Genomic DNA, 13,199 nt, shown 5'->3' with positions numbered 1-13,199 from the left:
CTAGCCGCCCCAGGCCTCGAACTCGTAGATCCGGGCCGCCGGGTCGCCGTTCTGGGTGGGTGTGGTGATGTTCAGGCGTACGTGGCGGGCGGTGAGCGTCACCGGGTGGTCGGAGACGGCTGCTGTGTTGGCCGTGACCGTGACCGCGGTGGTCCAGGGGTCCGACGCCGAGGCGCGGACCTGGATGGTGAACGCCCGGGTGTTCCAGGAGGCGGACTCGCCGCCTGCCTGCGCGTGCCTGACGGTGAACCTGGTCAGGGCCTTGGACGCGCCGAGATCCACCTCCATCCACTTGGTCGCGGTCAGGGCGCACCACTTGTCGGTGTTGCCGCCGCCCACGCTGCCGTTGACCGCCTTGGCCGGGCCCTCGTTCGTGTTGCACTGGCCGGAGGCGGTGACCGGGCGGTTCAGCGCCAGGTTCGTCGCGCCGGTGCCGGACCAGGAGACCGTGGTGCTGGCCGGGGCCGAGCGGCCGTACTCGGTGCTGACCGCCTCGACGTCGAGCGTGGTGCTCGCCTCGGATCCGGCGCGGTCGAGCTGCGGCACGAAGTAGGCGTCGCCCGGGGTGGCGCCCAGGTAGGTGCGGGTGCCGTCGGCGTTGCGGCGGTAGAGGTCGTAGTGGTGCGGGCGGCCGGAGCCGGTCCAGCTCAGCCGGAGCGACTTGCGGGTGGGGGAGACGTCGGTGGCGCCGAGCACGGTGAGCGCGGAGGGGGCGCCGGGCACGTCGACCGCGCCGTCGTAGACGGCGAGCTGGCCGACCCGGACGTCGTAGGCGCCCGCCGTGCCTTCCGCGCGCAGGCCCACCTGGGCGATGGTACGGCCCGCGTGGGCGGACAGGTCGAGCGTCTTGCGTTCCCAGCCGGTGCCGCCGGTCGAGCCGAGGTCCAGCGGCACGAAGGTCGAGGGGGCGTCGGTGAAGGCCACGGCCGCCTTCAGCCGGGTCGGCCCCGCGGACGGCGTCTTCACCACGACCGAGAGCTTGGTGTCGGCCGCCACCGGCAGGCGCGTCTGGTAGAGGCGCAGGGTGTTGGCGGCGTCGAGGGTGCCGGTCAGGCGGAGCGAGGAGCCGCCCTCGTAGGCGTCGCCGTAGTCGATCGAGGGGGTGAGCTTGGTCCCGGACGAGGTGATGACCCAGCGGTAGGTGGGCGGCACGTCCTGGACGGACAGGTTGTTCCAGCCGCCGGTACGCACCCGGGTCCCGCCGACGTTGTAGAAGTCGCCGTGACCGGTGTTGAACCCGGTGACGAACGGCTTGCCGGTGACCGGGCTCGACTCGGCCACGTAGTTGGCCAGGCCCTTCCAGGCCGAGGTGGTGCTCGTGTTCGACGGGTCGGCGTTGGCGCCCACCCAGTAGCGGGAGTCGCGGGTGCGGAAGTCTGCCGGGCCGCTCGCGGACTTCCACGTCCACTCGGGGCGGTAGATGCCCAGCGAGGTCACGTGCGGCTGGCCGCCGGGGAAGACCGCGTTCCAGTTGACGCTCGAGTTGTAGCCGTTGGCCTCGGTGTCGATGCCGCTGTACAGGTCGAACTCGCTGCGCCCCATCGTGCGGGCCAGGTCGCGAGAGGAGGTCAGGCCCGACCAGCCGAAGTCGATGAACATGTTGTCGGAGGCCTGGAAGAAGCTGTCGTTGGCGCTGGTCAGCGCGTCCTGCCAGGAGATGGCGCCGGACTCGGTCATGGCGTCGTACCACATGACCTGCATGCCCTTGGCGCGTAGATAGGAGATCACATTGCGCAGCTCGGTGGCCAGCGCGGCGTCGCCGCCGGCGGTCTCCTGGTTGATGAACCAGCCGTCGAAGCCGTAGTGCTGGGCCACCTGGGCGAGCTTGTCGGCCACGGGGTAGGCGGAGCCCTGCTTCTGGACGAAGTCGCGTACCCACTGGATCTGGCCGCCGTAGGCGGTGGGCGGGAAGAAGACGGTCCCGTAGACCCTGACGCCGTTGCGGTGGGCGGCGTCGATCACCGGGCCGTTGGGGGCGAGGATCAGGCCCTCGCTCGCCGAGCCGCCCCAGAAGACCAGCGTGTCGATGTACTGCCAGTAGGTGAAGGCGTAGTAGTTCGGGTCGAGTCCGCCCTGGGAGGGGTTGGCCGAGGTCGGGGCGAAGGCGGCCAGCGAGGCGACGCGGCCCTCACCGGCGCGGGCGTTGGCGTTGGCCTTCAGCGCCGGGTCCGAGACGCGGGGGCGCAGCGGGACGCTGGACCGGTTGAACCGGGCGTCGGGGTCGCTCGCCGGGTTCCAGGACAGGATGCTGTTGGGGTGCCAGTACGAGGCGTACGGCTGGTCGCCGGGGGCGGCGGCCCGTGCGGGGAGGGCGACGAGGGCGGTCGCGACCAGGACCCCGCACAGCAGGGGTAACAGACGACGGGTCATGAAGCTCTCCTCGATGCTAAATCGCTTTAGCTGTCTGCGGTGGAGACGCTACTTCATCCTCTGTTCTTGTACTAGACCGCTTTAGCGGGCTGTTCGCTGGGAGCGAGCACGAGCCGTCACCGCGGACCGAGCACTAGGGTTCAGATGTGACAAATGGCGCATACCTGAGATATCCGCATCTGCACGGTGACCTGGTCACCTTCGTCGCCGACGACGATGTCTGGCTCGCTCCGTTGGGCGGTGGCCGCGCCTGGCGGTTCACCGCCGACCGCATCCCGGTCAGCTTCCCCCGCTTCTCTCCCGACGGCGCCCGCATCGCCTGGACCGGCGCCCGCGAAGGCGCCCCTGAAGCCTTCGCCGCCGAGATCGACGGCGGGGCCGGCGACCGGCTGACGTTCTGGGGCAACGCCACGACCGGCGTACGCGGCTGGACCGCCGACGGGAACGTGCTGGCCGTGACCGCCGGCGGCGAAGGCGGCCGGAGCCGGACCTGGGCCTACTCCGTGCCACTCGACGGCGGGCCCGCCACGCGGCTGCCCTACGGGTGGGTCAGCGAGGCCGCCGTCGACGGCGAGCGGGTCGCGGTGGTCTCCGCGGTGTGGCGCGAACCGTCGCAGTGGAAGCGCTACCGCGGCGGGACCGCGGGCAAGATCTGGGTGGACGCCGACGGCGACGGCGAGTTCGAGCGGCTGTTCGCCGACCGGCTCTCGCCGTACTGGTCGGTCATGTGGGTGGGGGAGCGGCTGGCGTTCCTCAACGACGAGGACGGGACCGGCAACCTCTACTCCGCCCTGGCCGACGGTTCCGACGTGCGTCGGCACACCACGCACGACGGCTTCTACGCCCGGCACGCGGCCACCGACGGGCAGCGCGTGGTCTACAGCCATGCGGGGGACCTCTGGTTGCTGGACGGGCTGGACGCGGAGCCGTACAAGCTGGACATCACGCTTGGCGGGCCGCGACCGGCGCGCGCCAAGCGCCCGGCGCCCGCCCGTGTCGGCGGCTTCTCGCCCGACGCGACCGGACGCGCCAGCGCGATCGAGATCCGCGGCACCGCGCACTGGGTGACCCACCGCGACGGTCCCGCCGGCGCGCTACGCGCCGAAGCAGGCGTGCGGGTACGGCTGCCGCGCACCCTCGACGCCGACGGCCGCGCCATCTGGGTCTCCGACGCCACCGGCGAGGACGCGCTGGAGACCGGCGTGCCCGGCGGCGAGATCCGCACCCTGGCCGCCGGGGAGCTCGGACGGGTGCTCGAACTGGTCGCCGCGCCCGACGGCAAGCACGCCGCCGTCGCCACCCACGACGGCCGCCTGCTCGCCGTCGACCTCGACAGCGGCACGCTGCGCGAACTCGACAGGACCGTCCACGGCGACATCGGCGACCTGGCCTTCTCGCCCGACTCCGCCTGGCTCGCCTGGGTCCATCCGCATCCGGAACCGCTCACGCAGATCAAGGTCGGGCGGATCGACGGGACCGCCACGCTGGAGGTGACCCAGCCGCGCTTCGCCGACTACTCGCCGGTCTTCACCAAGGACGGCAAGCACCTGGCGTTCCTGTCCATGCGGACCTTCGATCCGGTCTACGACTCGCACGTCTTCGACCTGTCCTTTCCCAACGCCTGCCGGCCGTACATGGTGCCGCTGCAGGCCACCACGCCCAGCCCGTTCGACCCGAGCCTGCAGGGACGCGGCTTCAACGGCGAGGACGACAAGGGAGGAAAGGACGACAAGGGCGGAAAGGACGGCAAGGACAAGAAGAACGGCGACACGCCGCCGCGCACCGAGGTCGACGCCGAAGGGCTGGCCGCCCGCGTCGTGCCCGTCCCCGTGCCCGCCGGCCGCTACGGCAACCTGCGCACCGCCAAGGACGCCCTGCTGTGGCTGCGCCACCCGCTGACCGGCCAGCTCGGCGACGGCAGCGACGTCACCCCCGAGGTCGTGCTGGAGCGCTACGACCTCAAGAAGCGCGCCAAGGCCGAGCTCGGCAAGGAGTACCGCGCGTTCGAGGTCAGCGCCGACGGCAGCCGCCTGGTCACCAACGGCAAGAACGGCCTGCAGACCCGCGCCGCGAGCGAGGGCGAGGAGGTCGTGACCATCGACCTCGACCGCGTCGGCGTCACCATCGACCCCGTCGCGGAATGGCGCCAGAGCTACCACGAGGCCGGCCGCCTCATGCGCGACCACTTCTGGCGCGCGGACATGAACGGCGTCGACTGGCAGGGCATGCTCGACCGCTACGCCCCGCTCGTCGAGCGCATCGGCGCCTACTCCGAGCTGATCGACCTGCTCTGGGAGGTACAGGGCGAACTCGGCACCTCCCACGCCTACGCCCGCCCCAACGGCTCCGGCGTCGACCCCCGGCGCCGCCAGGGCCTGCTCGGCGCCGACCTGGCCCGCGACGAGGACGGCGCCTGGCGCGTCACGCGCATCCTGCCCGGCGAGAGCTCCGACCACGACGCGCGCTCGCCGCTGCTCGCGCCAGGCGTCGCCGTCCGCGAGGGCGACGCGATCCTCGCCGTGGGCGGCCGCCCGGTCGACCCCGTGCGCGGCCCGCTCGCCTCCCTCGCCGGGACCGCCGGTCACCCCACCGAGCTCACGGTACGGCCGGCGTCGGGCGGCGACCCGCGCCGCGTCGTCGTCACCCCGATCACCGACGAGACCCAGCTCCGCTACCACGAGTGGGTCGAGAGCCGCCGGGCCCGTGTCCACGAACTGTCCGGCGGCCGGCTCGGCTACCTGCACGTTCCCGACATGGTCGCCGCCGGGTGGGCGCAGTTCCACCGCGACCTGCGCACCGAGATGGACCACGACGGCCTCGTCGTGGACGTGCGGGAGAACGGTGGCGGGCACACCTCCGAGCTCGTGCTGGAGAAGCTGTCCCGGCGGGTGTCCGGCTGGGCGCGCGCCCGCGGCTACGAACCCCGCCGCTACCCCGAGGACTCCCCGCGCGGCCCGATCGTCGCCGTCACCGACGAGTTCGCCGGCTCCGACGGCGACATCGTCAGCGCCGGCATCAAGATCCGCGGCATCGGGCCGCTGGTCGGGACCCGGACGTGGGGTGGCGTCATCGGCATCGACTCCAGGTACGCGCTGGTCGACGGAACCGTGGTCACGCAGCCCCGGTACTCGTTCTGGCTGGAGGGGGGGCACGGCTGGGGGGTCGAGAACTACGGCGTCGACCCGGACGTCGAGGTGGTCATGACGCCGCAGGACCGGGTCGCGGGACGGGACCCGCAGCTGGAGAAGGCGGTGGAGCTGGCCCTGGCGGCGCTGGAGGAACACCCTCCGGCCACGCCGCCCGACCTTCCGCCCATCGCCTGACCCTTCGCTTCAGGCGAGTCTCTTCAGGCGAGGACCGGCACGATGCGGTCCAGGATCTGGGCCACGGTGTCCTCGGTGGTGGCGAAGTTGAGCCGCACGTAGTCGTCACCACCGGGGCCGAAGGCGGCCCCGTCGTTCAGCAGGACCCTGGCCTCGCGCTCCAGGACGTCGGCCACGCCCGGACGGCCGACGTCCAGCCAGGCCAGGTACGTGGCCTCGGGCACCCGGTAGCCGACCGTGCCCGGGAGGCGGGCGGCGAGGGTGTGCCGGTTGCGGTCCAGGAGGGCGACCGTTTCCGCCAGCCACGTGTCGCCGTGCCGCCAGGCCGCCACCGTGGCCTCGACGCCGAACAGGTGGGCTGAGCCGTACACGAAGGGGGGCTGCTCTTCGAGGGCCTTGCGCACCTCGGGCGCGCCGACGTGGGCGATCGAGCAGCGGATGCCGCCCAGATTGAACGCCTTGGTGGCCGAGGTCAGGGTGACGGTGCGGTCCGGGAGGATCGTGGCGAACGGGATGTGCCGGTTGGGGGCGTACACGAGGTCGGCGTGGATCTCGTCGGAGATCACCAGCAGGTCGTGGCGGACCGCGTGCTCGGCCAGGAGTTCCAGTTCGGCGCGGGTGAAGACGCGTCCGGTGGGATTGTGCGGGTTGACCAGCAGCAGCACCCGGCACCCGCGCAGGTCCGGCACCTCGAACCGCCACGAGTCGCCGTCGGGTTCCAGCTGGATCGGGCGCATCGGACGGTCCATTCCGGCCAGAGTGCCCAGGAACGGGTGATAGGCGGGTGTATGAAGCGCCACCCCGTCACCGGGGCGCGTCCAGACCTGCAGGAACACCTGGAGGGCCTGGTTGATGTCGCTGTAGGTGCGGCAGTGTTCGATGTCGGGAACCCAGCCGAACTTCCCGGCCATGCGCTCGGCGAACGCCTCGGACATGGGGCCGGCCTGGTGGTTGTCCAGCCAGGTCGGATAGCCGAGATCACCCTCCGCCCGCGCCTTGAGCGCGTCCACGACGGCCGGGGCGGTGGGCAGATCCATGTCCGCCACCCAGGCCGGAATCACACCCGGCGCGACCTTGCTCCACTTCAACCCATCACGTTTCACCCGAGCATTGTATTTTTCCCGACATTTCCCGACAGGGCCGGATTTCACCCACCTCCCACCTCATCCCAGACCGCGCCAGCTCCCTCCACCCCTCCACCCCGCGCCCCTGCTCACCGCCCCGCACTACCACCCATGCGGAGCAGACCACCCTCGCACCTCACCCGAACGGCACCCGGCGCGCGTCAAGGAGGAGCCGCGTGGCGGGGCGTGTTGTCGAGGGTGGGCGCGGTGATCGCCCGTCAGAGGCGCGGGGGGCGTTTCGGTAAAGGCGCTTGCTGTGCCCTGGCGTTCCGTGGGCCGTGGGCCTTGCGTGGAGAGGTGGTGAAAGGCGCGGTCCCCGGGGCGCGAAGAGGTGGTGAAAAGCGCGGTGTCCCGGGTGCCCGAGCGGCGCCGTACTCGAAGACAGGCGCGCGCAAGGTCGTGGGCCGGGTGAGGGGGAGAGGGCCCGGCGGGGTGCCGGGCCCTGAGGGTCAGAGGCGGCGGAGGACGGCTACCACCTTGCCCAGGACGCTGGCCTCGTCGCCCGGGATGGGGTCGTAGTTGGGGTTGTGGGGGACCAGCCAGACGTGGCCGTCCTTGCGCTTGAAGGTCTTCACCGTGGCCTCGCCGTCGATCATGGCGGCCACGATGTCTCCGCTCTCCGCCACCGGCTGCTGGCGGACCACGACCCAGTCGCCGTCGGCGATCGCGGCCTCGATCATCGAGTCACCGGAGACCTGCAGGAGGAAGAGGGTGCCCTCGCCGACGAGCTGCTTGGGGAGGGCGAAGACGTCCTCGACGCTCTCCTCGGCCAGGATCGGGCCACCGGCGGCGATGCGGCCGACGAGCGGGACATAAGCCGCGGTCGGGCGGCTGACCGCGGGCTCGTCGTCGTTGGCGTCGGGATCGACCCACAGGACCGGCTCGCCGGGCAGGCGGACCTCCAGCGCGCGCGGACGGTGTGGGTCGCGGCGCAGGTAGCCCTTGCGCTGCAAGGCGGTCAGCTGGTGCGACACGCTGGACGTGCTCGTCAGCTGGACGGCCTCGCCGATCTCCCGCATGGACGGGGGATAACCGCGCTGCTGGACGGAATCGCGGATCACCTCGAGGATCTTGCGCTGCCGTGGGGTCAGGCCCAGGGAGTCACGCCGGCGCACCGCGAGGTCGCTGACCCCGTTTGCGTCATCCCGCTCGCTCATGCTCTCCTCCTCGCCCGGCCGGCCGCCTCTGCGGCGCGCCTGCCGGTCTGTGGTCTTCATGTCGCACACAGCGACGATATCGCCGTCGAAGATCAACCTCAAACAATTGTTCGAGTCTTCCTCGAAAATGTCGCCCGCGTGGTGTACAACATCGTACGGGAGTTCGATCGACACCGTGTTCGATTTGCCGATCTTTATTGGGCCTTTTGCTGAGGCCACAGGGGCGGGAGGCCAATCGTGCGAGCGACCACCACCACATCATCGACCAGCGACGACGTCCAGGAGCTCACGCTGATCGCCGACATCGTCCTGGCCGACGCCCGGCGCGCCGCCGAGAGCGCCGAGCGCCGCCGTTCGAACAACCGGGCCACCGGACGTTCGAACAAGGGCGGCCCGGGGGATTCCACGGAGCGGGCCGCGGCGCGCACGGCCGGGCAGGGCTCGCGTCCCGGCCGCGTGCGCCGCGGCCGTCCCGGTGGCCCGACCCTCTGGCTGGTCCCACCACCACGCACGGAGTCCGCAGGCACAGAACCCGGCCCACGACTCGACGGTCCCGCGCGGTCCGACGGTCCTGTGCGGAGCGGAGGGTCTGCGCCGCGTGATGGGTCTGTGCCGCGTGACGCGTCCGTGCCGGGCAACGGGTCTGCGGACGGTCGCGGGGGTTCGGGTGAACGGCCGCGCGGTCGCCAGGAGCGTGCCCGGGGCGGTTCGAGGAAAGGCGGGCGGTCGCGGGGCCGTCAGGAGCGTGCGCGGAACAGGGTCGCCGGGGCCACGGGGGCTCCCGGGGACACCCGAACGCACGACACCCAGCCGCTCCCGCACCAGAGCGGTCCTAAAGGGCGCGGGACCGGTGGGAGCGGGGTCGCCGGGAGTGGGGTCGCCAGGCGTGGGAGCACCGGACGTGGTGCCGCCAGGCGTGGGAGTGCCGAACGTGGTGCTGCCGGGCGTGGGAGTGCCGGGCGTGGGAGTGCCGGACGTGGTGGTGCCGGGCGTGGTGGTGGGTCGCGTGGGGGTGGGGTGCGGGTCAATCGGCCCAAGCCGCCCGTACGGCTGACGCGGCGCGGCAGGGCGGCGCTGGTGGTGGTCGTGGCCGCGCTCTCCCTGGCCGGGCTGTGGCTGGGCACCCGGGCGGTCAGCCTGGCCTCGGCGAGCCAGACCGTCCCCAGCCATGCGGGCCTGCCATGGGTCGTGGTCGAGGACGGCGACACGCTCTGGACCATCGCCGGAACCGTCTCCCCCGAGGGTGACGCCGACGCCGTGGCCCGGGACATCATGCGGCTGAACGGGCTGAAGAGCTCCCTGATCCGCCCCGGCACCCGCCTGTACATCCCCTCGGGCCGCTGACGACGCATCGCCGTACCCCCTGAAGGGCTTCGCGAGGACACCGTGAAGGCAAGCGCGCGCCCGGGCGGGCGCGCGCTTTCGTGTTCGACAGGCAAGCAGCACCAGCCTCACGGAGGCACAGGGGCACCACCCCCCACACCAGCCCCAAAAACCTCCACAACCTCGGCGCAGAAGGGCTTCCGGGCCTCCGGGCAAGATCATCAACGTCCGGGCAGCGACACCGGCCATCACCCCATCGACCTGCGAAAACAGGTCCGGGAACACCCGGCTCGCCCCGCTTGTTTACGCCGACACGCCCGGCCGCAGCGCCCATCACCCCGCTGATCAGCGACTTCGATGGGAAGGGCCGCGCCAACTTGCGTTCATGGTCGCGCGCTTCTACGTTAGGACCACAACATCTAGTAGTTACACCGATGTAGTTCACCACAACTTGTGTTTCCGTGACCGCTCCATGGCTCGCCGTGGGGTGTGCGCGAGCGTACGGGGACAACCGCTTTACGCGGCCGTTCGAGGAGGCGAAGCAGCGTGCACTGTCCGTTCTGCCGCCACCCCGACACGAGGGTCATCGACAGCCGCTCCACGGACGACGGCGCGGCCATCAGGCGACGCCGGACGTGTCCGGAGTGCGGGCGCAGGTTCACCACCCAGGAGACGGTCCTGCTGATGGTGAGCAAGCGTAGCGGGGTGACCGAGCCCTTCTCTCGGGACAAGGTCGTCGCGGGCGTACGGCGGGCCTGCCAGGGCAGGCCGGTGACGGAGGATTCGCTGGCCCAGCTGGGGCAGCGGGTCGAGGAGGTCATCCGGGCCAGGGGCGCGGCGGAAATCCCCTCCAACGAGGTGGGGCTGGCGATCCTGGGCCCGCTGCGTGAGCTGGACGAGGTGGCGTACCTGCGGTTCGCATCGGTGTATCGCGGTTTCGAGAGCCTGGCGGACTTCGAGGCCGAGATCGAACAGTTGAAGGCGGAGAGGGAGTCGAGCCGCACCGGCAGCGTGCAGGGCGAGACGAACTCGGCCGTCAAGGGCCTGAAGGGGGAGTCATGACGGAGACGGCAAGCGGTTCAGTGGCGCGCGGGGGCAAGAAGCCCCGCAAGGGTCTGAAGATGAAGCGGATCTTCACCAAGCCGGGCGTGCATCCCTACGACGAGATCACCTGGGAGCGCCGTGACGTCGTCATGACCAACTGGCGCGACGGGTCGATCAACTTTGAGCAGCGGGGTGTCGAGTTCCCCGAGTTCTGGTCGGTCAACGCGGCCAACATCGTGACCACCAAATACTTCCGGGGCGCCGTGGGCACCCCGCAGCGTGAGTGGAGCCTGAAGCAGCTGGTCGACCGCGTGGTCGGCATGTACACGAAGACCGCGGTGGAGCACGGCTACTTCGCCACCGACGAGGACGCCGAGATCTTCGACCACGAGCTCAAGTACGCGCTCGCGCACCAGGTCTTCGCGTTCAACTCGCCGGTCTGGTTCAACGTGGGCACGCAGTCCCCGCAGCAGGTCAGCGCGTGTTTCATTCTCTCCGTGGACGACCAGATGGAGTCGATCCTGGAGTGGTACAAGGAAGAGGGCGTGATCTTCAAGGGCGGTTCGGGCTCGGGCATCAACCTGTCCCGCATCCGCTCCTCCAAGGAGCTTCTCTCCAGCGGCGGCACTGCCAGCGGCCCCGTCAGCTTCATGCGCGGCGCCGACGCGTCGGCCGGGACCATCAAGTCGGGCGGCGCCACGCGGCGCGCGGCCAAGATGGTCGTGCTCGACGTCGACCACCCCGACATCGAGGAGTTCATCGAGACCAAGGCCCGCGAAGAGGACAAGATCCGTGCCCTTCGCGACGCCGGTTACGACATGGACCTGGGCGGCAAGGACATCGTGTCCGTGCAGTACCAGAACGCCAACAACTCCGTGCGCGTCTCCGACGAGTTCATGAACGCGGTGGAGAAGGGCGAGAAGTTCGGCCTGCGCGCCCGCCTGACCGGCGAGGTCATCGAGGAGGTCGACGCCCAGGACCTGTTCCGCAAGATGGCCAAGGCCGCGTGGGAGTGCGCCGACCCGGGCATCCAGTACGACGGCACGATCAACGACTGGCACACCAGCCCGGAGACCGGCCGGATCACCGCGTCCAACCCGTGCAGCGAGTACGTCCACCTGGACAACTCCTCCTGCAACCTGGCCAGCATCAACCTGCTGAAGTTCCTGAAGGACGACAACTCCTTCGACATCGCGAACTTCGTGAAGCTCACCGAGCTGATCATCACGGCGATGGACGTCTCGATCACCTTCGCGGACTTCCCGACGGAGAAGATCGGCGAGACCACCCGCGCCTACCGCCAGCTCGGCATCGGCTACGCCAACCTGGGCGCGCTGCTCATGGCCACCGGCCACGCCTACGACTCCGACGGCGGCCGCGCGGTGGCCGGAACCATCACCAGCCTGATGACCGGCGTCTCCTACCGCCGCAGCGCGGAGCTGGCGGGGGCCGTCGGCGCGTACGAGGGCTATGCCCGCAACGCCGAGCCGCACAAGCGCGTCATGCGCAAGCACGCCGCCGCCAACGACAACCTGCGCACGGTCGGCATCATGGACTCCAAGATCCACACTGAGGCGTCCAAGCAGTGGTCGGAGTGCCTCAAGCTCGGCGAGAAGAACGGCTACCGCAACGCCCAGGCGTCGCTGCTGGCCCCGACCGGCACCATCGGCCTGATGATGGACTGCGACACCACCGGCATCGAGCCGGACCTGGCGCTGGTCAAGTTCAAGAAGCTCGTCGGCGGCGGCTCGATGCAGATCGTCAACCAGACGATCCCGCGCGCGCTCAAGCAGATGCGCTACCAGCAGGAGCAGATCGAGGCGATCGTCGAGTACATCGCCGAGCACGGCCACGTCGTCGACGCCCCGGGCCTCAAGCACGAGCACTACGAGGTGTTCGACTGCGCGATGGGCGAGCGCGCGATCGCGCCGATGGGCCACGTGCGGATGATGGCCGCCACGCAGCCGTTCCTGTCGGGCGCCATCTCCAAGACGGTCAACCTGCCCGAGTCGGCCACGATCGACGACATCGAGCAGGTCTACCTGGAGGGCTGGAAGCTCGGCCTGAAGGCGCTGGCCGTCTACCGCGACAACTGCAAGGTCGGCCAGCCGCTGTCGGCCGGGGGCAAGAAGGAGGAGGCCAAGACCACCGAGGCCGCCGCCGGCGAGCCCGAGGTCAAGGTCATCGAGGTCAACCGGCCGACCCGCCGCCGCATGCCCAACCAGCGCCCCAGCACGACGACCCGCTTCACGGTCGGCGGCGCCAAGGGCTACATGACCGCCTCGTCCTACCCGGACGACGGACTGGGCGAGGTCTTCCTCAAGATGTCCAAGCAGGGCTCGACGCTGGCGGGCGTCATGGACGCCTTCTCCGTGGCGATCTCGATCGGGCTGCAGTACGGCGTGCCGCTCGAGACGTACATGAGCAAGTTCGTCAACATGCGCTTCGAGCCCGCCGGGATGACGGACGACCCGGACATCCGGATGGCCACGTCGGTGATGGACTACATCTTCCGCCGCCTGGCCCTGGACCACCTGCCCTTTGACGAGCGGGCCGCCCTGGGCATCTTCTCGGCCGCCGAGCGGGCCGCGCAGCAGCGTGGTGAGGACCCGGCGCCGCTGCACGAGTCGGTGGACCGGGAGATCCTGGCCCAGTCCGCCCCGATAGAGGCGGCGAAGCCGGAGCCGGCCGCCGAGCCGGCGCCGGGCCGCGAGCTGACGCTGGAGAGCCACCAGCGCTTCACGGCCGACGCGCCGCTCTGCATGACCTGCGGCACCAAGATGCGCCCCGCGGGCAGTTGCTACGTCTGCGAGGGCTGCGGCTCCACCAGCGGCTGCAGCTGACAGCCACTTGATCGA

General features: G+C 70.6%; 7 protein-coding genes. 4 read left to right on the top strand and 3 right to left on the bottom strand.

Going from position 1 to position 13,199, the window contains the following annotated elements:
* Entirely contained in the window at positions 1 to 2,370 is a 2,370-nt protein-coding gene (locus tag HNR40_RS49445) for an endo-beta-N-acetylglucosaminidase (protein WP_184974563.1), read from the bottom strand.
* A 146-nt stretch (positions 2,371 to 2,516) separates the two neighbouring features.
* Here HNR40_RS49445 and HNR40_RS49440 point away from each other — a divergent pair, with 146 nt between their 5' ends.
* Entirely contained in the window at positions 2,517 to 5,693 is a 3,177-nt protein-coding gene (locus HNR40_RS49440; protein WP_184974559.1) for a S41 family peptidase, read from the top strand.
* A gap of 23 nt (positions 5,694 to 5,716) precedes the next feature.
* Here HNR40_RS49440 and HNR40_RS49435 read toward each other — a convergent pair whose 3' ends face one another.
* Together HNR40_RS49435 and lexA are read right to left on the bottom strand one after the other, a co-directional pair.
* Positions 5,717 to 6,796 (bottom strand): MalY/PatB family protein, encoded by a 1,080-nt coding sequence (locus tag HNR40_RS49435; protein ID WP_312896830.1) that lies wholly within the window; start codon positions 6,794 to 6,796, stop codon positions 5,717 to 5,719.
* Between the two features lie 470 nt (positions 6,797 to 7,266).
* Positions 7,267 to 8,034 (bottom strand): transcriptional repressor LexA, encoded by a 768-nt coding sequence (lexA, locus tag HNR40_RS49430; protein ID WP_376773608.1) that lies wholly within the window; start codon positions 8,032 to 8,034, stop codon positions 7,267 to 7,269.
* Between the two features lie 957 nt (positions 8,035 to 8,991).
* On the opposite strand from lexA, the gene HNR40_RS57705 reads away from it, so the two are divergent.
* The 3 genes from HNR40_RS57705 (at position 8,992) to HNR40_RS49415 (ending at position 13,184) form a co-directional block, all read left to right on the top strand.
* Positions 8,992 to 9,318 (top strand): LysM peptidoglycan-binding domain-containing protein, encoded by a 327-nt coding sequence (locus HNR40_RS57705; protein ID WP_184974556.1) that lies wholly within the window; start codon positions 8,992 to 8,994, stop codon positions 9,316 to 9,318.
* Between the two features lie 525 nt (positions 9,319 to 9,843).
* Entirely contained in the window at positions 9,844 to 10,359 is a 516-nt protein-coding gene (gene nrdR / locus HNR40_RS49420) for a transcriptional regulator NrdR (protein WP_184974552.1), read from the top strand.
* Positions 10,356 to 13,184: a vitamin B12-dependent ribonucleotide reductase gene (locus HNR40_RS49415; RefSeq protein ID WP_184974549.1), complete on the top strand. Its 2,829-nt coding sequence runs from the start codon at positions 10,356 to 10,358 to the stop codon at positions 13,182 to 13,184. Before nrdR ends, HNR40_RS49415 begins: the two co-directional genes overlap by 4 nt.
* The last annotated feature ends 15 nt before the right edge of the window (positions 13,185 to 13,199 follow it).

Origin of the sequence: Nonomuraea endophytica (assembly GCF_014203235.1) — a bacterium.
GTDB lineage: Bacteria > Actinomycetota > Actinomycetes > Streptosporangiales > Streptosporangiaceae > Nonomuraea > Nonomuraea endophytica.
Note: the sequence above shows the minus strand (reverse complement) of the source record. Positions and strands in the feature narration are given on the sequence as shown.